This is a genomic window from Solibacillus merdavium (genome assembly GCF_014836935.1).
Lineage (GTDB): Bacteria > Bacillota > Bacilli > Bacillales_A > Planococcaceae > Solibacillus > Solibacillus ferritrahens.
Genome location: NZ_JACSPW010000001.1, coordinates 416321 through 440655, shown reverse-complemented (window position 1 = coordinate 440655; position 24335 = coordinate 416321). Strand labels below are relative to the sequence as shown.

20 protein-coding genes are annotated in these 24335 nt (G+C 38.2%); all 20 read right to left on the bottom strand.

Features of this window, described 5'->3' with window-relative positions; genetic code table 11:
• Positions 1 to 3: 3 nt before the first annotated feature.
• Positions 4 to 801, bottom strand: coding sequence for a TIGR00282 family metallophosphoesterase (locus H9632_RS02040; RefSeq protein ID WP_191702450.1), 798 nt, complete (start codon positions 799 to 801; stop codon positions 4 to 6).
• Between the two features lie 95 nt (positions 802 to 896).
• Complete coding sequence (locus tag H9632_RS02035) at positions 897 to 1715, bottom strand: NAD-dependent epimerase/dehydratase family protein (protein WP_191702449.1); 819 nt, start codon at positions 1713 to 1715, stop codon at positions 897 to 899.
• 246 nt (positions 1716 to 1961) lie between these two features.
• The gene (locus H9632_RS02030) at positions 1962 to 2915 is read right to left on the bottom strand and encodes a glycosyltransferase family 2 protein (RefSeq protein ID WP_191702448.1); all 954 of its coding nucleotides are present in this window, start codon (positions 2913 to 2915) and stop codon (positions 1962 to 1964) included.
• 47 nt (positions 2916 to 2962) lie between these two features.
• Positions 2963 to 3874 carry an ATP-grasp fold amidoligase family protein gene (locus tag H9632_RS02025; protein WP_191702447.1) on the bottom strand — a complete coding sequence of 304 codons (912 nt, stop codon included), beginning with the start codon at positions 3872 to 3874 and terminating at the stop codon, positions 2963 to 2965.
• 657 nt (positions 3875 to 4531) lie between these two features.
• A complete protein-coding gene (gene rny / locus H9632_RS02020) occupies positions 4532 to 6085 on the bottom strand; it encodes a ribonuclease Y (protein WP_191702446.1) in 1554 nt (517 codons plus the stop codon).
• A gap of 560 nt (positions 6086 to 6645) precedes the next feature.
• Positions 6646 to 7710 (bottom strand): recombinase RecA, encoded by a 1065-nt coding sequence (gene recA, locus H9632_RS02015; RefSeq protein WP_191702445.1) that lies wholly within the window; start codon positions 7708 to 7710, stop codon positions 6646 to 6648.
• Positions 7711 to 7877: 167 nt separating this feature from the next.
• Positions 7878 to 9137: a competence/damage-inducible protein A gene (locus H9632_RS02010; RefSeq protein WP_191702444.1), complete on the bottom strand. Its 1260-nt coding sequence runs from the start codon at positions 9135 to 9137 to the stop codon at positions 7878 to 7880.
• A gap of 160 nt (positions 9138 to 9297) precedes the next feature.
• Entirely contained in the window at positions 9298 to 9876 is a 579-nt protein-coding gene (gene pgsA / locus H9632_RS02005; RefSeq protein WP_191702443.1) for a CDP-diacylglycerol--glycerol-3-phosphate 3-phosphatidyltransferase, read from the bottom strand.
• A 46-nt stretch (positions 9877 to 9922) separates the two neighbouring features.
• Entirely contained in the window at positions 9923 to 10819 is an 897-nt protein-coding gene (locus tag H9632_RS02000; RefSeq protein ID WP_318247656.1) for a helix-turn-helix domain-containing protein, read from the bottom strand.
• A gap of 54 nt (positions 10820 to 10873) precedes the next feature.
• Positions 10874 to 11662: a DUF3388 domain-containing protein gene (locus H9632_RS01995; protein WP_191702441.1), complete on the bottom strand. Its 789-nt coding sequence runs from the start codon at positions 11660 to 11662 to the stop codon at positions 10874 to 10876.
• A gap of 203 nt (positions 11663 to 11865) precedes the next feature.
• A complete protein-coding gene (locus tag H9632_RS01990) occupies positions 11866 to 12123 on the bottom strand; it encodes a DUF3243 domain-containing protein (RefSeq protein WP_191698343.1) in 258 nt (85 codons plus the stop codon).
• A gap of 49 nt (positions 12124 to 12172) precedes the next feature.
• Positions 12173 to 12901 carry an elongation factor P 5-aminopentanone reductase gene (gene ymfI / locus H9632_RS01985; RefSeq protein ID WP_191702440.1) on the bottom strand — a complete coding sequence of 243 codons (729 nt, stop codon included), beginning with the start codon at positions 12899 to 12901 and terminating at the stop codon, positions 12173 to 12175.
• Positions 12898 to 14202, bottom strand: a complete 1305-nt coding sequence (gene yfmH / locus H9632_RS01980; RefSeq protein ID WP_191702439.1) for an EF-P 5-aminopentanol modification-associated protein YfmH — start codon at positions 14200 to 14202, stop codon at positions 12898 to 12900. The genes ymfI and yfmH overlap by 4 nt, the downstream gene beginning before the upstream one ends.
• A 3-nt stretch (positions 14203 to 14205) precedes the next feature.
• Complete coding sequence (gene yfmF / locus H9632_RS01975) at positions 14206 to 15468, bottom strand: EF-P 5-aminopentanol modification-associated protein YfmF (protein ID WP_191702438.1); 1263 nt, start codon at positions 15466 to 15468, stop codon at positions 14206 to 14208.
• Positions 15469 to 16039: 571 nt separating this feature from the next.
• The gene (locus tag H9632_RS01970) at positions 16040 to 16999 is read right to left on the bottom strand and encodes an ABC transporter permease (RefSeq protein WP_191702437.1); all 960 of its coding nucleotides are present in this window, start codon (positions 16997 to 16999) and stop codon (positions 16040 to 16042) included.
• Between the two features lies 1 nt (position 17000).
• Positions 17001 to 18050, bottom strand: a complete 1050-nt coding sequence (locus H9632_RS01965; RefSeq protein WP_191702436.1) for an ABC transporter permease — start codon at positions 18048 to 18050, stop codon at positions 17001 to 17003.
• Positions 18050 to 19591 (bottom strand): ABC transporter ATP-binding protein, encoded by a 1542-nt coding sequence (locus tag H9632_RS01960; RefSeq protein WP_191702435.1) that lies wholly within the window; start codon positions 19589 to 19591, stop codon positions 18050 to 18052. Before H9632_RS01960 ends, H9632_RS01965 begins: the two co-directional genes overlap by 1 nt.
• 320 nt (positions 19592 to 19911) lie before the next feature.
• A complete protein-coding gene (locus H9632_RS01955; protein WP_191702434.1) occupies positions 19912 to 21015 on the bottom strand; it encodes a BMP family lipoprotein in 1104 nt (367 codons plus the stop codon).
• Between the two features lie 61 nt (positions 21016 to 21076).
• On the bottom strand, positions 21077 to 21805 hold the full coding sequence (locus H9632_RS01950) for a GntR family transcriptional regulator (RefSeq protein WP_191702433.1): 729 nt from the start codon (positions 21803 to 21805) through the stop codon (positions 21077 to 21079).
• Positions 21806 to 22011: 206 nt separating this feature from the next.
• Complete coding sequence (locus H9632_RS01945) at positions 22012 to 24291, bottom strand: DNA translocase FtsK (RefSeq protein ID WP_191702432.1); 2280 nt, start codon at positions 24289 to 24291, stop codon at positions 22012 to 22014.
• Positions 24292 to 24335 lie beyond the last annotated feature (44 nt).

The following is a 24335-nucleotide window of genomic DNA, read 5'->3' as shown; positions in this document are numbered from 1 at the left end:
TATCTATGCTCGAAAAGGATTGTCTTCATTAATAAGAACACGTTCCTGCCTGATCGCTTTTCCTGTTTTATCTTCAATTTCGACAAAGAATGCACTCAATACAGCACGGCCTTTTTTTGGTACTTCATAGCGCGTAGGCATATTAGTCAAAAACTTATAAATGACATTGTCTTTTCCCATACCGAGTACTTCATCGTACGGTCCGGTCATACCAACATCCGTAATATATGCAGTCCCCCCCGGATATATACGATTGTCAGCTGTCTGTACATGGGTATGCGTTCCAACAACAACAGAGGCTTTACCATCCAAATGCCAACCTAATGCAATCTTTTCACTTGTCGCCTCTGCATGGAAATCTACAAATACGATTGGCGACGTTTTTTTCGCTTCTTCGACCATTTCCACTGCCATCGCAAACGGATCTTCGTGCGGCGGCAAAAATACACGCCCGTGTAAATTAATGACTGAAATTGTTACACCGTTCTTCGAAACTTGCGTCATCCCACGTCCTGGAGCATCTTTTGAAAAATTCGCCGGACGAACTAAGTAATCCGCATCATCGATAAAATCAAAAATGTCTTTGTTATCCCACGTATGGTTGCCCATTGTAATGACATCTACGCCCATTTGCAGCAAATCATTATAGATTGCACGTGTAATGCCACGCCCTGCTGCAGCATTTTCTCCGTTTGCAATAACAACATCCAGATTATATTTTTTCTTTAGACGAGGTAAATACTGTTCAACAGCATCTCGACCAATGGAACCAACAATGTCTCCAATAAATAATACTTTCATTTTATAAAACCACACTTTCTCATCTTAAGCATTCATTTTACCATTGTTTTTAGAATGTACGCAAAAAAACTGCTACAAAATGAATTGTAACAGAATCAGAAGTTGAAATTTTTATTTTGGTGACCATTCCATGCATTAGAAATCATATGCTGCAGATTTTTCTCTGCATAATAGCCTAGTTCTTGCTGTATTTTTTTTAGACTCTCAATAAATACCGGTTGATCTTCTATTCGGCTGCTGGACAAATTAATATTATTATTCGTTATTTCTTCATTAGTTTCTTTTATTTCCTTTACCAAGGAACCTTGGCCATTTCCTAAATTATAAATTTTAAATACCTGCTCATTTTTTGCAACCGTTTCCAATGCTAAAGAAAAGGCATTCACTAAATCCCCTTCTTGTGAACCCGAACCATTTAAATAGCGGAGCACAATACAGTTCATCTTATAGGCCAAAGTATAATCCTGCAAAATTTGTTCGCTAAAGTATTTAGACCTTGCATATGAGTTCGTCGTCTCGATATAACTTTGCTCATGTAAAGGCTCATTGGTCCGGGCATAAGTTAACACTGTAGATGAGTAAATAATATTTTTAACATGATGTTCCCGCATCACCTTCAACAACACTAACGTTGCTGTAACATTATTTTCATAATAAAGTTGTGGATTTTCATTAGATTCAACTTCCGGGCTTGCTGCTGCCAAATGCACAACAGTCTTTATTGAGAAAAGAGAAAAAACATGTGTTAAACGCTTCTCATCCGCTAACTCACCTTCTATAAAAATTGCCTGTTCATTCACTGCTTCTCGGCAACCTGTAGATAAATTATCGTAGACAACTACCTGTTCTGTTTCTACTAATCGATTTACAACGTGACTTCCAATATAACCTGCTCCCCCAACGACTAAAATCATCGGACATTACCCCTTCCAATATCAAAGTGAATAAATCTATTTGTACGGTAATGATGTCAACCATGATGCATTTAGCTGCTTTTAGATTAATTTGACCCCTCCTCATAAAGTGGGGGTGATTTTCATTGTGGGGGCAGACGTTTTCTAGGACACGAGTGCTTGTACACTAGGAGTCGCCCCCCTCATTCCAATCAATTTCTTTGTCATTTTGTTTTAGCATCCTCAATTATTGGCAAACAATAGTTCTTATACCTTAACTTTACGTACTAGTCGGAAGAACGTTGGATATATTCTTAATCTTACTAACGGCTTCATCATCCGGTGTTTCCACGGCAGCTGCGAGAAGTTTTTACTCTCCCTTATAATTTGCCGTTCAAGGGATTTTAAATGCCTTGTATTCGAAGTTGTCAATAATACATAATGATAGCGGTAAATATAGAGCCGTAAATTTAACGCTTCTATCACATTTCGATACTGCCTTTTATCAAAAAACTGCTTGAGTTGTGAGTATGTTTGCTCATGTGATTGTGCGATGGACGGATTGTAGATTTTAGTAGGCCTGCCCTCGCTTTGTACGTAGTTATACTGTGGCTCATTGACAATTGCGATTTTTTTCGCAAACGATAAATAACGGGCAACAAACCCTACATCCTCAAAAAAGGTGCGATTTTCAAAATACAGTTGCTCATCCTGAATGATTTTCCGTAAAAATAGCTTATTCCACGCCACAACATATGCTTCATTATGCTTTGCCAGAAAATAATCTACAGGATTAGAATTAGATAATAGCGCTTCATTGATTTTATAATGCTTTTTGCGATTCGTTTCCGGCCAGTATTTCGTATAGCCACATAAAACGAAATCTGCATATTTTTGCTCTGCCCGCTGAACCAGCTTTTCATACATTGTATATTCAACGAAATCATTACCATCAATAAATGCAATATATTTCCCTTTAGCCTCTTTTATTCCATTATTTCTTGCTTCACTTAAACTTGGTTGATCACATGCAATAAGACGAAAACGGTCATCCTCTTTTATGAATTCTTCACAAAGACGGACAGTGTCATCGGTAAAAGCATGATTAATAATAAGCACTTCGATCGCTTGCAATGATTGGTTTTGTAAGCTATGGAGACACTGTTTAACAGAGCCTTCCATACTATTGGTAGCGACAATTATTGATACAACTGGAATCATGTAAAATCCTCCTTGCGAATTAGTTGATTAAATAACTTAAAGCATTGTTAAGATTTTGATCGAGCGATTGAAATAGGTTGTTTTCGTTTCTCAATATTCAATTCAAGCCATTGCCCAAGCTCTCGGTTGGCCTGCTCATTAATTTCGGTATTTAGGCAAGCATCCGGAGTAAAGCTCAGCTTATTAAAATAAATTTTTTCATCAACGATATTTAAATCTACGCGAACATACGTAAATGGCTTACTTAACTTTTTAGCAATTGCCATTAACTCTTCCAGCTGTTTTGGCTTAGATTCCGAAATCTCATAAGGAAACTTCTTCTCGATATACCCCGTATCATTCCAATCGGGTGTCAACATAATTGTTTGCTGCTTTGATGTGTTGTGATCTAATGCAAGTTCAATAACTTTAGGCTCACCGTGGAAGCAATGAATTTTGTATGCATTGGAAATGTCGCTTCTTGAAGGCTCTATATAATGCTCAATAATAATTCTCGGTTTAATCTTTGAATAATGAGGCTCCGCATTTCTAAGTGCATAGTTCGTTGCCATCATTGCCGCTAATTGTAATCTCGTTTTTTGGTAATCCAATTCTCTTTTATTCTCACAGACAATCGTAAACCCCGATCCATGGGTACATTTTATTACGAATTTTCTTGGTAATTGTTCAAAAATAATGTCCTCTATTTCTTCAAAAATACCGATAATCGGTACTAGTAAATGGCTATATCCGAGGGCAATCATATATTCCCGCATTTTCACCTTATCAGTAAACCTCACTTTGAACTCTACATCCTCAAACAATTTAAGCCACATAAGTTTTTCACTGAACGTTTGCGGGTTTTCCAAGTTCAAATTATATTTAAACGTTTTCCAAAACAGCATCCTACTTGCAAAAATCGGCGATAATTTCACAATTTGCGCAAATGTAAAACGCTTTGCTCTTAATGTTGTTTGCATTAACTAGCCTCCTCTTTCACATTACTAATAGCTTACAGAGATTAGTGGGATGTAAGTGAGAATAATAAAATAGGCATAGTACGGATAGGTTTATATTGATAGCTTGGAATATTGCTGTTAATAGATTATAGGATGAACTTACTAATGATTACATAAAATACCATAACTATTCTTTTTTAATATTATAGTCACGAGTTATTTAATATATACCTAATATTGTAAGATTCCTTTAATATTTCTTATATTAAAGGAAATGTACATTACTCAAATTTATCTAACTCTTTAAAACAGAAAAAGTATTTAGAATAATATCACCCTAAATACTTTTGAATATTTTATATAAAATGCTTTTAAAAAAGGGATTTATGAAATTTGGGGCTGCCCTAACGTTTTTCGTGAATATTCTGATGGTAATAGAAGGATATTTAAGAAGCATATATTTAGAATTTGCTAGAGTCAAAACTTCCTTTATCTCTAACGATGTACAACGAGACGCAACCTCGTCCCTTATGAATTTTCAAGGCTATATTATATTTGTTTCTATGTTGTTGTAAATGCAACCAAATTTTGAGAATTTCATAACCTTATTTAAACAAGAAACCCCATCCCGTAATTTTTCTACGGAATGGGGTTAATAGTTATAAATAGGGCAAGTGCTTATTTTGCGTATTCTACCGAACGTGTTTCACGGATTACCGTTACTTTAATATGACCTGGATAATCGAGTTCTTCTTCAATACGTTTGCGAATATCACGCGCTAAACGATGTGAAGCAAGATCATCAATCTTTTCAGGCTGTACGATAATGCGGACTTCACGACCTGCTTGAATCGCAAAGGATTTTTCAACACCATCATAGCTTTCAGAAATTTCTTCAAGCTTTTCTAATCGGCGAATATAGTTTTCAAGAGTTTCACTGCGGGCACCCGGGCGAGCTGCTGATAATGCATCGGCTGCTGCTACAAGTACTGCTATAACAGAAGTAGCTTCTGTATCACCGTGGTGAGAAGCAATTGAGTTAATCACCACTGGATGTTCTTTATACTTCGTTGCCAGTTCCACACCGATTTCTACGTGGCTACCTTCAACTTCATGGTCAATCGCTTTCCCAATATCATGCAATAAACCTGCACGACGGGCTAATGTAACATCTTCACCTAGTTCTGCAGCAAGCAACCCTGCTAAATGCGCAACTTCGATAGAATGCTTTAATACATTTTGACCATAGCTTGTACGGTATTTCATACGACCTAGAATTTTCATTAAATCTGGATGTAGGTTATGAATACCTACTTCAAATGTTGTCTGCTCACCTGTTTCGCGGATTTGTTCATCCACTTCACGACGGGATTTTTCAACCATTTCTTCAATACGTGCCGGGTGAATACGACCATCTTGAACTAGCTTTTCTAGTGCAAGGCGTGCTGTCTCACGGCGAATCGGATCAAAGCCGGATAAAATAACTGCTTCAGGTGTATCATCAATAATTAAATCAATACCAGTTAGCGTCTCCAGTGTTCGAATGTTACGACCTTCACGACCAATGATGCGACCTTTCATCTCATCATTTGGTAAATTTACAACGGACACTGTTGTTTCGGCAACATGGTCAGCTGCAAAGCGTTGTAGTGCAAGTGATAATATTTCGCGAGCTTTTTTGTCTGAATCTTCTTTCGCACGTGTTTCCGCTTCTTTTGTCATTACTGCAATATCAGTTGAAAGTTCATTTTCAACTTCCTTCAAAATGACCTCTTTTGCTTCTTCACGTGTCAGAGCCGCAATACGCTCAAGCTCTGTTTTTTGACTTGCAACAAGTTCTTCTACTTTGCTTTCCATCTGTTCAATATGCTGTTGTCTGCTTGCCAGAGCTTCTTCCTTACGCTCTAGGCTCGTCTCTCTTTTATTCAGAGCATCATCTTTGCGGTCAAGATTTTCTTCTCTTTGCAATAAACGGTTCTCTTGTTTCTGAAGCTCTCCACGACGGTCACGAATGTCGTTTTCTGCTTCAGAACGAAATTTGTGAGTTTCATCCTTTGCTTCAAGTAGTGCTTCCTTTTTCAGAGCATCTGCTTCACGTTTCGCATCTTCTACGATTTGTTCAGCTACATGCTTTGCACCAGTGACTTTTGATTCATTCACGTTTTTCATGTAAAAATAGATAACAGCAACACCGACAGCGAATCCTAGCAAAGCAGGGAGAATCATTTCCATAATACTAATCCCTCCTAAGCTGATATGTCTGATGTTCTTCTAGTCGGCTATATATGTTTTCAAATATTCAAACATATTGCCTATTTCATTTCAAAATTTAGAAATTATACATTTTAATTGTATAGTTCATAATTAGGTATGTCAAGAATAGCCATGTTTAAAGGTTTTTTTATATTTATTGATTTGAGAGACTTTTTTGCCGGAAAGATAACTTTATTCGACACTTATATAGTTTTTATAGACACATTCCTCAACTTTCTCTCACATTTTTATGAAGAAAGTATCGCTTAAAGAACTTCCCTAAACATATATTCGCCAAATTCATCCGGTTATTCGTCACTCCCTGTATTTTATTCGTCAAATCCCAGCGCGTATTCGCCACTTCCAGTAACTTATTCGTCACTCTCTTATATTTAATCGCCACTTTGAAATTTATTCGCCACTTCAAGCAACATATTCGTCACTGCTCTTATATAATTGCCATTTGCTACTAGCTAACCTGCCTGCCCTAAACAAACAAATAAAACCCAAGCGGAGCCATTCGCTTGGGTACACAATAATTATTTTTCTTCTTCAAATAATTCCAGTTCGTCGATTTCTTCTTCTGCTGTGTCATTGGCACCGATTGTATAGCCAAGCTCACCGATTCCGAAATGTTGACGGATTTTTTCTGTAACGTCCTCTTTAATTGCAGGATTTTCTTTTAAAAATTGTTTTACATTTTCACGGCCTTGACCAATTCGTTCATTATTGTATGAATACCATGATCCGCTCTTTTGGATAATATCCAGGTCTGCACCGATATCGACGATTTCTCCTTCTTTCGAAATCCCTTCGCCGTACATAATATCCACTTCCGCTGTTCGGAATGGTGGTGCTACTTTATTTTTTACAACTTTAATTTTTGTTTTGTTACCGATAATTTCCGTACCTTGCTTAATTGCCTCACCACGACGGACTTCCAGACGAATAGATGAGTAGAATTTAAGGGCACGTCCACCAGTTGTTGTTTCAGGGTTACCAAACATTACACCGATTTTTTCACGAACTTGGTTGATGAAAATTGCCAGTGTATTTGATTTATTAATAACACCTGATAATTTACGTAATGCCTGGGACATTAAACGAGCTTGCAGACCCATGTGTGAGTCACCCATTTCGCCTTCAATCTCTGCTTTTGGCACTAATGCTGCAACAGAGTCGATTACGATAATATCAATTGCGCCTGAACGTACAAGGGCTTCTGCGATTTCAAGTGCTTGTTCACCTGTATCCGGTTGAGATAATAATAACTCATCAATATTAACACCTAATTTTTGTGCATATACCGGGTCTAATGCATGTTCAGCATCGATAAATGCAGCTGTTCCGCCATTTGCTTGAATTTCCGCAATGGCATGCAAAGTTACCGTTGTTTTACCTGAAGACTCTGGTCCGTATACTTCCACAATACGTCCACGTGGATACCCGCCTATACCTAATGCGGCATCAATTGCGATAGAGCCTGATGAAGTTGTCTCCATATGTCGGTTTGAATTTTCACCCAACTTCATGACAGAACCTTTACCGAATTGTTTTTCTATTTGTTTTAACGCCATGTCTAACGCTGCTTTACGATCGCTCAAACTATTTCCTCCTTAAGAAAAAAGCTTTATTTAACTTATGTCTCTATTATACTTGCTAATGAGATAACATTCAAGAAAAAAGCGAACATATTTTCGCTTTTTCTTAGAAATCTTCTGAAAGCCTTATTTTCCGCTTCCAAAGGCTCAGTTTTCCAATAAACCTTAAACTAGATCAACTTTTTATAACCCTGTTTCGCTAGCTCTCTCATTAAATAGCTGAATGTAAATTTAACCGCCCTAATCCGGTTTGTGTTTCTGGATCCTGTTAGCTGCAAACGATACGTGAAGGGCTCAAGGTCGCAGATACTAATTCCTACCCAAATGGCCCCTGCAGGTAGACCGTCATGACTGCCTGGTCCTGCTGCGCCCGTTAGCCCAATACCAATATCTGTATGAAATTTTTCGCGAACTTTTGTAGCCATTGCAGCAGCACATTCACTACTTACAATCCCATATTCTTCAAGAAGGTCGGCAGAAATACCGAGCTGTTCTATTTTTGTTTCCTTCGTATACGTCACGACGCCGCCAATTAAAGCGGATGCGACACCAGGAATCTCCGCAAGTTCTGATTGGAACAGACCGGCAGTTAAACTTTCTGCGGCAGAAATCGTTAATTCATTTTCCAATAGCATTTGGACAAGATTAAAACCTAGTGATTCATCATTAACCCCGTAAAAATACTCTCCGACGATATCCAAAATTTCACGTTTCTTTAATTCAATTAAACGAAATGCTTGCTGTTCATTTTGCGCTTTCGCTGTAATCCGCAGCATAACTTCTCCATCTGAAGCAAGCGGCGCAACGGTAGGATTCGTTTGTTCATCCAATATTTTTTGTATACGGTGTTCCAGTTCAGCTTCCCCAATGCCATAAAAGCGCAGAACATGCGATAAAATAACGCCACCATCATGTAAAAGTGCCGCTAGCTTCGGCTTTGTTTCATATTGGAACATTGGCTCAAGCTCTTTTGGTGGTCCAGGTAACAAAATATAAATACGGTCATTTTCGGATAAAAACATTCCTGGTGCCATTCCATGCTGATTTAGCAGCACATCGCAGTCTTCCAATACAAGTGCCTGTTTACGGTTGTTTTCCGTCATAGGACGTTTTTGTTTCGAAAAGAACTCTTCAATTGCATATAGTGCTGTCTCGTCAAATACCAAATTACGATTTAAGTGCTTTGCAATCGTTTCCTTCGTTAAATCATCCTTTGTCGGTCCTAAGCCGCCAGAGAAAATGATAAGGTCTGCACGCTGTTCTGCAATACGGATTGCCTCTAGAAGTCGCGCCTCATTGTCTCCTACAACGGTATGATAATATACATTAATGCCAAGCTCAGATAGCTGACTTGAAATAAACTTTGCATTCGTATTGGCGATTTGCCCCAATAACAGTTCCGATCCTACCGCAATAATTTCTGCATTCATTCAAAGACCCCCTATATAAAATAAAAGAAAAACTAGATTAGAAAAACACTCCCCCGTACAAACGTAAAAGTGCGGGAATTTGTTTTATCCTATATGGATTCATAATACTACTATTCCTATCCATAAAGAAAATCTAACCTAGTTTTTGAAATATATTTATTTATTTTGAATCCAACAATACACGACGGTTAATGTAGAAATAATCCCATCCAGACCATACTGTAAAGAAAAGTGCAACATATAGCATAATCATATCAAATGGTATGCCAACTAAAGTAAAAATGGTATTGTGCAAAATCAATGCTGAAATCGCAACAATTTGGGCCCATGTTTTAATTTTACCAAGCTGATTTGCAGCCACTACTTCACCTTGACCGGCCAAAATCAGTCGTAAGCCTGTTACCGCAAACTCACGTGAAATGATGATAATGACAATCCAGGCAGGCGCTAAATCAATTTCCACCAATAATATAAAAGCAGCTGAAACGAGCAGTTTATCTGCAAGCGGGTCTAAAAACTTCCCTAAATTCGTCACTAAATTATATTTTCGGGCATAATAGCCATCTACCCAATCCGTTGCGGACGCTAAAATAAAAACGAGTGCACCAACAAAATAGTTCACTTGCATCGTTGCGCCAAACAACGTCATATTCCCCCAACCAAAATCAAACATCATTATAATCACAAATATTGGGATTAATAAAATGCGGGAGACTGTAATCTTATTTGGAATGTTCATTTGTTAACACCTTTCATCGAAAGAAAAGAGCCATCTTAATAGATGACTACTCTCCTTGTTGTTCTTCATTCACTAATTTCAAAATAATATTTTGCGTCATAAGATCTTGTGCGTATGTTAATTCTACATCATTTATATACACTTTAGCCACTTTTGAGTTTCCTAAACGAATTCTTGCATAGCCATCTGATGTTGAATCATTTTCCGCAATTTCTCCTGCTTTGTAAACACGTGCCGGGATTTTCTCATCACGATTTTCATTACGAATACCAACCCATGTATCGCCTGACACTTCAACACGGACATTTAATGTATCTGTTCCGGATACTTCAAACGTTGTATCTTCACCGGAAACAACACCTGAGCTAATAACTTGTGCAGGTTCAGGATCTTCTTCAATCGGTTCTACTACTGGTTCTTCATCTTCTTCGTTGTTTTCCACTGTATCTTCTACAGGTTTACTCGGTGTTGAGTTTGGATTTTGTTCATATTCAACGGGTTTATTATCTTCTTCCACTACATCTGGAACACTACCTATTTTTTTCATAGAAAGTGTAGTAATCACAATGATAATAACAATTGCAAATAAAGCTACTATTATTTTAGGCATTGTTTCCATCATTTTATTACTAGATGATGCCTTCATTGAACGTCGACTTGGACTTTGTGAGAAAGATTGCGCTACCTCTTCTTTCTGAATCTCCGGAATATCTTTACGATACTCTGTTAAAACTTCATCCGCATCCAATCCAACAGCCTCTGCATACTGCTTAATAAAAGCTCGTACATAAAATGACCCGGGCATAATCGCATAATTGCCCTCTTCTATTCCAATTAAATACCGCTTCTGAATCTTCGTGATATTTTGTAAATCTTCTAAACTATAGCCTCTAGCTAATCTCGCTTCTTTCAAGCGAGCTCCTAGTTCTGTCAAAAAAAACACCTACTTTTAATATATTAAACTAATTAATTCATAATAATATGAATTACTTTATTTTTAAAATTCAAATCCTCCAAAATGATCGGTACTTGATAACATATTGTTCTTTTCAATTATTTCATAAGTAATTTCTTCGTCTGGATCGTGGCGTAACTCAATAATATAATCGAAATCCTCTATTTTATATGATGAATGCTGTACAAAAAGATCTGGATGTTCAATGACTTTAATCGTCGGCATTCCCATGATTTCCCGAACTAACTGCTGATGCCTTTCATCAGTAGAACGACGCGTCACAGCACCATCTAAAATAAAAATATTATTCCCATTAAACTCATCGCCCATTAAAGCATTACGAACTGTTTGTTTAATCATTGTAGAAGAAATGAAAATCCATCTTTTGTTGGCACTAACACTTGCAGCAACAATCGATTCTGTCTTTCCTACACGAGGCATTCCTCGAATTCCAATTAATTTATGACCGTCCTTCTTAAATAATTCAGCCATAAAATCAACTAAAATTCCTAATTCATCCCGGACAAATCGGAATGTGTTCTTTTCATCAGCATCCCTTGGGATATAGTGCCCATGGCGAACTGCCAGCCGGTCCCGCAACTTTGGTTCACGAAATCTGGTCACATTAATATTTTCCATTGTGGAAACGATTGAAATAAACCGTTGAATTGATTCTTCGTTTTCTGTAGACAGCAACATACCTCGATGCCCTTCATCCACACCGTTAATCGAGACAATATTAACACGAAGCATCCCTAGTAGCGAAGCGATATCGCCTAATAAACCTGGTCGATTCACTTGAATTTCGTATTCAAAATACCATTCGCCCATTTTTTTATCTGTCCCCTCGTAATAGAAACGTTTTTATTTCTTATAAGTTCCATCATAGCGGATTTTGTACCTATTGAAAAGTTAGAAACCCACGTTTTTCTTAGATTTCTTGAAATTATTTTTGAAAAACCTCTTACAGAAATCTTAAGACCGAAAAAAATGCCGCTCACTGATTTGTGAGTGACATTTTTTTCAAAATTCAATTAATGTGTTGGCTTATTTTGAACAAGTTTCATTATACAGCTGGCAATTGCTTGCTTTTCATCTTTCTCAGCAACTGACCATAAATCTGATAATACACGCTCTTGCTCATTTTGTGGGTCAACGTTTTTCGCTAGATACTCACCAATCTGAACTGCGGCCTTCTCAATCATTTTAGTAGGCATGCCGCTTTCTTTTGCGTCAGATACTTGTTTACCTAAAAAGCTTGTCCATTGCTCCCAGTTTTGTAAAATTCCCATATGGCTTATCCCTCCTCTCGCACAAATAGTATGTGCGGATATCGGGAAATTATATGTACCATCCGCCATTAACACGAATTATTTGTCCGGTTACATAATTAGCTCGTCCACTCAAATAAAAAGCCGCCATATTCGCGATATCAATCGCCTCACCAAATGATTGCAATGGTATTTGACTTTCGATCATTTCGCGCTCTTCAGCATTTAACTTTGCGTTCATGCTCGTATTAATGATACCAGGTGCAATCGCATTAACGCGGATGCCGCTAAACGCCGCTTCCTGCGAGTATGCTTTCACGAAGCTGTGCTGGGCGCCTTTTACAGCTGAGTATGCGACTTCGCCGGCTGCACCGACATCACCCCATATCGAACCAATTACAAGTACATAGCTGACTTTATTCGCTCGTAATTTGTTCGCGAGCAATGCCGTCGTACGCATTGGATTTTGTACATGGACATGCCAAAGTTTCGTCATTTCCTCGGCTGGTGTATTTTCCAATAAATCATAAAATGCATGGCCGCTCGCATAGACGATCGCCTGCAACGAAAAAATTTGGGCGGCAATTTGCTCCGCACCGGTGTCACTGCTGAAATCTGCTTTTACTGGCATAAATTCCTGATTCGGGTACTTTTCGGTAAAAATCTGAAGCATACCGTCAATGACAGTATGCCCAGTATGGTAATGCAGATAGAGTGACCAACCATCCTGTGCCAATTGCTGACAAATAGCTTGCCCAATCGCACCGGAAGCACCGCACACTAATGCAAATTTCTTCATTTTTTATCGCGCTCACTAATCGGCATGATTGTAAACACGGTTTGTTGGTCTTCACCTTGAATTGTTTCAAATGCTTTTTCAATATCTTCAACAGTAATTGTCTCAAGAACCGGGACAACATCGAATAAGTTCATATCGTTGAATTTATAACGTGTAAATTGATTTGCGATAAATTCAATTGAATTTAGTGCTCGCAGGAAGAATCCGATTTTTTTGCGTTTAATTCGTTCTACATCTTCAGTCGTGAATAAGTTATCACTTTCTGCCTGTGCCAACTTCTCTTTAATCAAGTTAACAAGCTGCTCTGGCTGTTCTGTATCGGATCCAATTAAAGCAAAACCAAATCCTTTTTCCAAAGTAAAATCATATCCATATGACTCATCAATCAAGCCGTCTTCATAAACATCCGTATAAAACGAAGAAGCACGCCCGAATAAGCATTCTACGGCAATTTGTACAGCAAGTTCATGTTTGAGCATTTCTTCGCCGCTAAGATCGACTTGTTTAGCCTTTAATCCAACATAAACTTTCGGCTTTTGAACATCCATGTGAAGAACGCGTTCTGCTTTCGCAACATCTGTCGGCTCTTCATCAAACATTCTTGTTATATCAGTCGGTTCTGGGAACGTCTTTTTACGTTGATTGTCTTCAATAAATGCCATCATTTCAACAGGATCTACTGCCCCGATAACGAATAGCAGCATATTCGATGGATGATAAAATGTGTTGTAGCATGTGTATAAATGCTCCGCCGTTATACCATCAATTGATTCAATCGTACCGGCGATATCGATTTTCACAGGGTGATTATGATACATATTTTCAATTGCACCAAAATATAAACGCCAATCAGGCTGATCATCGTACATCGTAATTTCCTGACCGATAATTCCTTTTTCCTTATTAACCGTTTCCTCAGTGAAATAAGGCTCTTGAACGAAATTCAGTAATGTCTCGGTGCTTTTGTATATATGATCTGTTGCCGAGAATAAATAAGCCGTTCTTGTAAACGATGTAAAGGCATTTGCCTGTGCCCCTACTTCGCTGAACTTTTGAAATACATCCCCATCTTCCTTTTCGAACATTTTATGCTCCAAAAAGTGGGCAATACCATCAGGAACGGTAATTGGTTCAGTCTCTCCAAGCGGAACAAAAGTACGGTCAACCGAACCATATTTAGTTGTAAACGTTACAAATGTTTTGGAAAAACCTTTTTTCGGCAAAATATATACGTCTAATCCATTATTTAATCGCTTAAAATATAATGTTTCATCTAGTTGCTGGAATTCAATTGTCTCCATGGATTACTCCCCCTTACCGCATAAGAAATACGTTGCTTGCAATTCGATTTGCTGCGCCATTTTCTGCACATCTTCTTTTGTGACAGATTGCCAGCGCAATGTCCACGTATCTAATGTAAACGGTTCGTCTAAAGTTTTATATTGGTCAAAAATTTCAATTTGCCCACGTGGCGAATCTAATGCTTCTTTTAACTGGTTAATGAGCATTGCCTTCGTTTGCGCCAATTCTAAATCAGAAATTTCACCGTTCTGCATCACTTTTAATTGTTCGTCAATTAATTTGCGCGCCTTTTCTTCATTTGCCGGTTCAATGCCTGAAACGACAAATAATAATCCGTAGTGTGAAGCATAAGAGCTTGAAGCATAATAAGCTAAGCTTTCTTTTTCACGCACATTCATAAATAATTTTGAATGTGCGTAGCCGCCAAAAATCCCGTTGAAAATTTGCATTTTCGGGAAATCTTCGTCTCCAAAACGTACAGGTGTCGAGTAGCCGATATGCAGCTTTCCTTGCTTCATTTCCTGTGTTTCTTTTGTATATGGCTCAACTTTTGTCGAAGTGGAATTTTCTTTTGTCGATTGTGGTACATTACGGTCAGCAAATGGGAATGCTGCTTTTAACTGCTCAGTCATTTCTTGAACATTAATATCACCTACAACATAAATATCAATCACATCATTTGCGATCATCTCTTCATATGTTTTTGTAAGTGATTGTGGTGTAATTGCTTTTACCGTTTCAATTGTTCCGTTCGCAGAAATAGACGCTGCGCTATTAGGACGCATAATTTCTGTTAAACGTTTTTGTGCATAGCGCGATTTGTCATCAAAAATCGATTGGATACGTTGGATGACCATTTCTTTTTCACGTTTTACAATGGCCTCTTTAAATACTCCGTTTTCAAAATTCGGTTTAAAGATGGCTTCCTGAATAAGGCTAATTACTTCATTTAGTACATTGCCATGCGATAAGTACTGGTCATTAACCGTTTCGACATTTAATAGTACAGTATGCTCTTGACCGCGCTTTGTCGTATCAAAATACAATACCGTCCCAAAAAGGTCATCTAAATAGCTACGGTAACTAGCCGCTGTTGGAAATTTCTCGTTACTGTGCTGCAGTACATTCGATAATACAGTACGCTCTGCCGCTGTTTCTTCATTTAATGGCGCTCTCCACTTGATCGAAAAGTTAACCGTCTTAAATTGAGCGGTTTGTCGTATATGAAGCGAAACACCTTTCGCAATTTCTGTCTTTAAAAACAAAAAAACTCCTCCTGACTACCTCTTGAATATGGATAAAATTGCTTCTTCTCTACTATACATGTGTTACCTTCATTTGTGCAAAGTTATTATACGTACTAAGTGTTCCCTAAAACGTGACAAATATGAACAAAAAGTATTTGCTGTTTTAAATTTAAAAAATTGATTTCTTTACACTTTCTGCTTTTCTTAATACGTTCGTTGTACTGCGTTCCGGGAAGCCAACACGATGTTGGTCACGAATGCGTTGTCACACGATGTGACGCTCTTAGCATTCGTTCCTTTTACCCTGAGGGCATGGCTCCAAAGCTTTGAATAAAGCTTTGCGACTAGTAACCGCAGGAGCAACCTGGATTTTCCGCGCATGCTTAATCCCCAAGGAGTCTGCCCCTCCACTCCGCACAACTAAGTTTTGATATAAGGTTTGAGCTAATTAGTTAATTTGAGTCAAGGTTCGTTGATTAGATTTATCTAATTACTCATATAATTTGCTAATAAAATCCGCGCTATCCACTTAATCGACACAAAAAAACTGTCTGCACAAAAGATACTTTGTACAGACAGTTTTTAAAATTTATCGTTTCCCTTTAATATAAGGAACCCCTGAAGCTTTCGGAGCAACTGCTTTACCGATGAATCCTGCCAACGCTAAAATCGTCAACACATACGGTAAAACTTGCAGAATAACGGATGGAATATCCTGAACGAAAGGAATGTTACCTCCACCGATACTTAACGTTTGTGCTAATCCGAAGAACAGCGCTGCACCTAATGTACCTAGTGGATGCCATTTACCGAAGATCATTGCTGCAATGGCAATGAACCCTTGTCCTGCTACTGTAGAACCAGAGAAATCACCAGATGATGTCATTGCTAATGACGCACCACCAACACCTGCTAATGCTCCGGAAATCATAACGCCGATATAACGCATTTTTGCTACGTTAATCCCCATTGTATCTGCTGCCATTGGATGTTCTCCAACTGAACGGATACGTAAACCAAATGGCATTTTGTAAAGAACAAACCATGCTCCTACAGCAACAATCAATGCAATTATTGTTGTAGAATAGACATTTTGGAACAATAGCGGACCTAAAAACGGTATATCTGATAAATATGGTATTTCAAAACGTTGTAATGGTGCAGAAACCATATCCGTTTGACCTTTACCGTAAATTAATTTTACTAAGAATACTGTAATCGCTGCCGCAAGCATATTTACTGCTACACCCGTAACAGTTTGGTCTGCACGGAACGTTACAGCAGCAACCGCAATAATTAACGAGAACACTGCTCCTGCTAACAATGCAGCCAATAAAGCCAGCCAAATAACATTTTTCCCAAAGTCAGCATAGTATTCTAAGTTTATATAAATACCAGTAAATGCACCGACAATCATTAACCCTTCAACACCAAGACCAATTACCCCAGCACGCTCCGAGAATAGAGCCCCGATACCTGTTAAAATAAGCGGTGTTGCGTATAAAAGAGCGGAAGGGACGATAAAGTATAACACTTCTAAAAAGCTCATGTTACTTGCCCTCCTTTTTCTTTCCAAATTTCTCTAATGCGACACGCAGAATATAGCCTGATGCTACGAATAAAATAATAACTGCGATAATGATTGATACAATTTCTTCTGGAATCCCAGCTGCGTTTGGCATGTTTAAAGCGCCGTATTTTAGGGAACCGAATAAAGAGGCACCGAAGAATACCCCGATTGGATTGTTTGCACCAAGTAATGCAACGGCAATCCCGTCGAATCCAATTCCTGATGCAGCAGCTTTAATCGATGCGTTTTGATATGTACCCAACGCTTCCATTGCACCACCTAAACCTGCAAATACACCTGAAATTGTCATAGCTAGAATTATATTGCGGTTTACATTCATACCTGCATATTCGGCAGCATTTTTATTGAAACCAACTGATTTCAACTCATAACCACGAGTTGTTTTTTCTAAAATAAACCACATAACTACGACCATTAAAATGGCGACAAAGATTCCTAAGTGCAAACTTGAGTTATCAGTAATTTCACGTAGCCACTGATTACGTAATGTAGCAGACTCTAAAACTGTCGGTGTTTTAAAGCTACCGTCCGATAATGATTTAATTGCAGCATTCGTTAAGTATAATGCTGTGTAGTTTAACATAATTGAAGCAATTACTTCGTGTACATGAAGTTTTGCTTTTAGGAAACCTACGATAAATGCCCAGAAAGCACCTGCTGCCGCTGCTGCAAGTAATGCCAATGGCAAGTGGATAATTCTTGGTAACCCTTCGATTGCATAACCTACATATGCAGCAGCAAGCCAACCCATTAGCAACTGGCCCTCTACTCCGATGTTAAATAGACCTGTACGGAATGCAAACGCTACTGCAAGACCTGATAAAATATATGGTGTAATTTGGCGAATTGTATTACCAATTGAATAGGCATCTCCAAAAATACCATTCCATAAAGCAATATACCCGTCAATGGCGTCATATCCACTGACAACCATGATAATACCACCAACTAGTAAACCTAAAACTACTGAGATTAATGGAACGAGTATATTCACAACGCGATTTGACATTATTCGTTCCCCTCCTTGATGGCTTTTGCCTTACGCTTTTCACCGGCCATTAATAAGCCAAGTTCCTGTTCCGAAGTTTCTTTCGGATATACATTATCGACAATCGTTCCGTCATAAATTACCGCAATACGGTCAGAAACGTTCATTACTTCGTCCAATTCAAAGGAAATTAGTAATACGGCTTTCCCTTTATCACGCTGTTCAATTAAGCGTGAGTGAATAAATTCAATAGCCCCTACATCCAGTCCTCGTGTAGGAAGTGCAGCAATTAGAAGATCAGGATCCCGATCCACTTCGCGACCAATAATTGCTTTTTGTTGGTTACCACCTGAAAGTGCACGGGCAGGAGTCATTTCACCTTGACCTGTACGAACATCAAACTCTTCAATTACTTGACGAGCTTTTTCGTTAATTTTTCGGTAGTCCATGATGAAGCCTTTAGAAATTGGCGACTTGTAGTACGTTTGAAGTGCGATATTATGCCCAATCGGAAAGTCCAATACTAGTCCGTGCTTATGGCGGTCTTGAGGTATATGCCCTAGACCTGTTTCTGTAATATCACGCGGCTTTAAACCGGTAATATCTTTGCCGTTTAAAGTGACTTTACCACTTTTAATTTTACGTAATCCTGTAATCGCTTCGATCAATTCCGATTGACCATTCCCGTCAATACCGGCAATACCGACAATTTCACCTCGACGCACCGATAAGTTCAGACCTTTTACTTTATCAATATTACGGTAATCGGCTACGATTAGATTTTCTATATTAAGAATCTCTTCTGTAGGATGAGCTTCCCCTTTTTCTGTTTTGAACTCTACTTGACGGCCAACCATTAATTCAGCAAGTTGATCCGGGTTCGTTTCAGCAGTAACAACTGTTCCAATCCCTTCACCTTTACGGATAATCGTTACACGGTCAGATACTTCCATAATTTCTTTTAATTTATGAGTAATAATAATAATCGATTTACCTTCTTTAATCAGAAGCTTTAAGATGGCTATCAATTCCGTAATTTCCTGTGGTGTTAATGAAGCTGTAGGCTCATCAAAAATCAGGATTTCTGCACCGCGGTATAAAGTTTTTAAAATTTCTACACGCTGCTGCATTCCTACAGAAATATCCTCAATCTTTGCGTATGGATCAACATCTAAATTATATTTCTTTGATAATGCTGCAATATCTTTTGCCGCATCTTTAATATTAATAGCTCCTAGTTTTGTAGGCTCACTACCTAGAATAATATTTTCCGTTACCGTAAAGTTTTCAACAAGCATAAAGTGTTGATGAACCATTCCGATTCCTAAATCATTTGCTTTGTTTGGATCAGTAATTTTTACCGATTCCCCACGTACTTTTATTTCACCTGCTTCGGGTTGATAAAGACCGAAAAGCACATTCATTAAAGTCGACTTACCTGCACCATTTTCACCGAGTAGTGCATGAATTTCGCCTTTTTTTAATTGGAGGGTGATATTATTGTTCGCTACGAAATTCCCGAATTCTTTCCGGATTCCTAGCATTTCAATCACGTATTCCACAAGACTCACTCCCTTAGGCTTATTTATATTTAAAAAATTTTTTTGAAATTAACACATGAAAGATTTTTTACAAAATCTTTCATCTATTAACTTTTATTCCAATCTTTTATTCCAATTATACCATTCGACGCATTAACAATTATATCCTTTTCAATATTATATTGAAATAGAACGCTTACATTTTCACAATTTCTGCAATTATGAAATTTCTGGTAATAGAGATTACACTTTGCAGAATATTTAAATAAATTATTGTATACAGTAGAAAATCATCATGGGGGAATAAACCCCCCATGATGATTACTCCGTAAAAGTTTATATTATTGTTTTGGTTTTTCTTCAGAAACTGTAATTTCGCCTGAAGCGATTTTTTCTTTATATTCTTCTACTTTATCCATTACCTCTTGTGGAATTGCGCCACGAGAATCTGCTAAGCCAACACCATCTTCAGCTAAACCGTAAACAGTTGTTGTACCACCTGGGAACTCACCATTTTTCGCTTTAGTTGCGATATCAATTACAGCAGAGTTAACACCTTTTAACATAGAAGTTAAAGTGATGTTTGTTGAATCATCTACTTGTCCTTCTGCGTATTGGTCAGCGTCAACACCGATTACCCATACGTTAGCATCTTTGTCTTTTGCTTTACGTTCTTTTGCTTCTGAGAATACACCGTTACCTGTACCACCAGCAGCGTGGAAAATAATATCTACACCTGAAGAGAACATAGAGTTTGCAGCGATTTTACCTTTAGAAGCATCATCAAATGCACCTGTATAGTTCACTTGAATTTCGATATCCGGGTTAACTGCTTCTGCACCTTCTACGAAACCAGCGTGGAAGCGGTTAATTACTGGAATATCTACGCCACCAACGAAACCGATTTTACCAGACTCAGACATTGAAGCAGCAACAACACCAGCCAAGAATGCTCCTTCTTGCTCTTTGAAAAGGATATTTGCAATGTTTGATGCAGTAACATCAGCAGAGTCGATTAATGCTAACATTGCATTTGGGTTATCATTTGCGATTTCTCCAATTGCGTCAGCCATCATATAACCAACACCGAATACTAAATCGAAGTCACGGCGTAATAAGTTGTTTAAGTTTGTGTTGTAGTCAGCATCTGATTGTGATTGTAAGTAATCGAAACCACCGTCACCTTTAGTTAAGCCGTTGTCAGCACCGAACTGTTGAACACCTTCCCAAGCTGATTGGTTGAATGATTTATCATCAACGCCACCAACATCAGTTACCATTGCGATAGAAAAATCATCGTCAGAACCTGTGTTTGTTTCAGAACCAGTGTTGTTGTTTGAAGTGTCTTTTGAATCCGTTTTTTCTTCGTCGGTACCACATGCAGCCAAGATTGCTCCAGTTGCTACTACAGATGAAATTAATAAACCAAATTTACGCTTTTTCATTAATGAGTCCCCCTCAAAGGTAATTGATATTAGCAGGAATTAAATAATAGAAATTATTGTTCTACACCCGTTTTCGTACTACATGGAAACTAAATTTGTCAGCTCTGAAATAATTTTTTGAATAAAGCACTACACGATCACTTTCGTCATAGTGTAGCTGTTTCAATACAAGTAAAGATGTTTCCGGGCCACATTTTAATATCGGTGATACTTCATCATGGAAGCCTACAGGATCAATATAGGTCACCGCATATGCAACACGGATGGCACCAGTTTGCTCTAATGCCGAAAATATTGAAACGTTTTGATCACTTATAAATTCTTTTGGCAGTAAACTTGCCGGTACTTTGTCTACGCAGTAGACTACTGGCTCATTGTCTGCCGTCCTTACACGTTCAATCGTGATAACATTGTCATCAATGTCCGTTTGGAAGCGTTCCACATCATCTTCCGTAGCCGTTTCTTCCTTTGCACTAATAAAAATTGCGCCAGGCTTCATCCCAGCGTTTTCTATCATAGATGATACACTCGATAATTGCTCAATGCCTGATGAAAATACCGGCTTTGGATTTACAAATGTTCCTACTCCATGACGACGGACTATGATATTTTCTTCTTCTAACAGTCGAAGTGCTTCACGAAGCGTTGCACGACTTACTCCGAGTGTTTTTGAAAGTTCAAATTCAGAAGGTAATTTTTCGTTTTCACAATAAATCCCTTTATCTATATCTGATTTTAAACGATCAATAACTTGTAAGTATAGATGACGATGATCCGCTTTAATAGTCATTTAGTATCACCACCATAACATAGAGATCAGACATCTGATGTACAACATTCCTACTAATTCGTGAATAATATAACACTTTCAACGTAAAAAGAAAACATATTTCTTTAAATGTGTTATGTTATTGTGAAATTTTAGCGAATTTATTTAAAAACTTATAGAAAATAATATATTCAGAAATGTTGGAATAGTCCGTTATAATGGGCTTTCTAATACTTTAAAACTTGTCGTGGTTTGCTTCCTTCTGGTGGTCCTACGACACCGCGCTGTTCCATTTGATCAACAATTCTGGCTGCCCGTGAATACCCAATTCTAAATCTTCGCTGCAATAAAGAAACAGAAGCGGTTTGCATTTCCATTACAAGTTGAACTGCATCATCATACAATTCATCGGTTTCATCCATTGCATCTATTATCGGTTCATCCGTAGGAATCATTGCTTCCTCGTATTGTGCTTTTTGCTGCTGGATGACACTTCCGATTACTTTTTCCACTTCCTGATCACTTACAAAAGCACCTTGAACACGTACTGGCTTCGATGCACCTGCTGGTAGATACAGCATATCCCCGCGTCCAAGTAAACGTTCAGCACCACCCATATCCAAAATCGTCCGTGAATCAACTGCGGAAGATACGGCAAATGCAATTCGCGATGGAATATTGGCTTTTATTATTCCGGTAATAACATCTACAGACGGTCGTTGTGTAGCAATGATAAGATGGATACCTGCAGCTCGGGCCATTTGTGCAAGCCTTGTAATTGCGTCTTCTACTTCACTAGAAGCGACCATCATTAAGTCTGCCAACTCATCCACGATAACGACTATATATGGAAGTTTTGGCTGTTTTTCAGATAACCCTTCATTGTTCATCTCAATGAAATCATTATAGCCTTCGATATTTCTTGTACCCGAGTGCGAAAATAAATCATAGCGGCGTTCCATTTCCGAAACTACTTTTTGCAATGCTTGGGCAGCTTTTCTTGCATCAGTTACAACAGGGGCCAATAAATGTGGAATCCCATTGTACACACTGAGCTCTACCATTTTTGGATCAATCATCATCATTTTCACTTCGCTTGGCTTAGCACGCATTAACACCGATATAATAATGCCATTAATACATACACTTTTACCACTACCTGTAGAACCAGCAACGAGTAAATGTGGCATTTTATTCAATTCAGCGGAAATGGATTGACCTGTGACATCCCGGCCTAAACTAACGAACAACTTTGAGCCTACTTTTACTTGTTCGTTTGCTTCAATTACTTCACGTAACGTGACCATAGCAACTTCACTGTTTGGAACTTCTATCCCAATGGCAGACTTTCCGGGTATCGGCGCTTCAATCCGAATATCCTTTGCAGCTAGCGCGAGTGCTAAATCATCCTGCAGACCAACTATTTTACTTACTTTCACGCCTGTATCTGGCAAAACCTCATATTTTGTTACTGCCGGTCCTAAATGGACTTGCGTAACTTTTGCTTTTACACCGAAGCTTAAAAAAGTTTGTTCCAGCTTTTTAGCGTTCATTTGAATTACCGAGTATTCTCCACTTTGGTCGTGTTCAGGCGGCGCATTTAATAGCTGAAGCGACGGCAGCGTATATGTTTGATCCGAATCAGCTGTCACATTAATAATTGGCTCACTTATTTGCACTTCTTCCACATCAATGTCTTTATGCTTCTCTTGTTTCACTTGTTCAACAAAATTCGAAATAATTGGCTCCTGTCGGATTGGTGCGGTTGAAATAATCAGTTCTTCCAAATCTGCGGCGTCTTCTTCCATAGGTGGCTCGATTTTAGATCGTCGAACTTTCTTTTTGCTTTCGGCATTTGCTTTATTTAGTGTGCTTCGTTTCTTTCTTTTCAATGAGCCCTTAATAACTGGTGCTTTTTCCAGTAGAAACGGGACGATTGCTTTACCGGTAATTAAAATAACTCCGATTGTCAATAATACGAATGCGGCAATTTTTGCCCCTGATGCATCAAACAGTACATGAAACATACTGAACAAAAGTCCACCAATCATTCCGCCACCAAGAGAGTTACTGCGGTTAGCGATACCATCCATGCTGATTAGTATTCTCCAAGTTTCCTTTAATACCGAATTTGATAGTAACGTGTTTGTGGCAAGTAATTGTTCAAATAACAAGCTATGGCTGAAAACTGTTAAGCTTGCCCCAACAAAAAGCACTCCGTAAACAACACGGCTTGTAAAAGCAACTCCACGTCGTTTTACCATTAACATCCCCGCCACTAAAAAACACAGTAACGGAATAATGAAATGCAAATTCCCAAAGAAAAACAACGCTAATGAATGGAGCCATCTACCAACCAAACCAAATTCAAAAAACTCTATAATGGCAATGGCAATCAACAGGACACCGATAATTTCATATGCGAGTGGATGGAGTTCCTGTTTACTTTTTGCTTTTAAAGATGGCTTTGCTTTTGCTTTTGATTTATTATTTTTCTTTCTTTCCAATCGTTGTCACCTACTTCAAGTTGTTCCTAATTGTAAACGCCAAA

What these genes read in the sequence shown, in the direction of transcription:
- H9632_RS02040 (WP_191702450.1), bottom strand. Translation starts at nt 801, where the DNA reads ATGAAAGTATTATTTATTGGAGACATTGTTGGTTCCATTGGTCGAGAT.
- H9632_RS02035 (WP_191702449.1), bottom strand. Translation starts at nt 1,715, where the DNA reads ATGATTTTAGTCGTTGGGGGAGCAGGTTATATTGGAAGTCACGTTGTA.
- H9632_RS02030 (WP_191702448.1), bottom strand. Translation starts at nt 2,915, where the DNA reads ATGATTCCAGTTGTATCAATAATTGTCGCTACCAATAGTATGGAAGGC.
- H9632_RS02025 (WP_191702447.1), bottom strand. Translation starts at nt 3,874, where the DNA reads ATGCAAACAACATTAAGAGCAAAGCGTTTTACATTTGCGCAAATTGTG.
- rny (WP_191702446.1), bottom strand. Translation starts at nt 6,085, where the DNA reads ATGGAAATGATTCTCCCTGCTTTGCTAGGATTCGCTGTCGGTGTTGCT.
- H9632_RS02010 (WP_191702444.1), bottom strand. Translation starts at nt 9,137, where the DNA reads ATGAATGCAGAAATTATTGCGGTAGGATCGGAACTGTTATTGGGGCAA.
- pgsA (WP_191702443.1), bottom strand. Translation starts at nt 9,876, where the DNA reads ATGAACATTCCAAATAAGATTACAGTCTCCCGCATTTTATTAATCCCA.
- H9632_RS01995 (WP_191702441.1), bottom strand. Translation starts at nt 11,662, where the DNA reads ATGGGCGAATGGTATTTTGAATACGAAATTCAAGTGAATCGACCAGGT.
- H9632_RS01990 (WP_191698343.1), bottom strand. Translation starts at nt 12,123, where the DNA reads ATGGGAATTTTACAAAACTGGGAGCAATGGACAAGCTTTTTAGGTAAA.
- ymfI (WP_191702440.1), bottom strand. Translation starts at nt 12,901, where the DNA reads ATGAAGAAATTTGCATTAGTGTGCGGTGCTTCCGGTGCGATTGGGCAA.
- yfmH (WP_191702439.1), bottom strand. Translation starts at nt 14,202, where the DNA reads ATGGAGACAATTGAATTCCAGCAACTAGATGAAACATTATATTTTAAG.
- H9632_RS01970 (WP_191702437.1), bottom strand. Translation starts at nt 16,999, where the DNA reads ATGAGCTTTTTAGAAGTGTTATACTTTATCGTCCCTTCCGCTCTTTTA.
- H9632_RS01965 (WP_191702436.1), bottom strand. Translation starts at nt 18,050, where the DNA reads ATGTCAAATCGCGTTGTGAATATACTCGTTCCATTAATCTCAGTAGTT.
- H9632_RS01955 (WP_191702434.1), bottom strand. Translation starts at nt 21,015, where the DNA reads ATGAAAAAGCGTAAATTTGGTTTATTAATTTCATCTGTAGTAGCAACT.
- H9632_RS01950 (WP_191702433.1), bottom strand. Translation starts at nt 21,805, where the DNA reads ATGACTATTAAAGCGGATCATCGTCATCTATACTTACAAGTTATTGAT.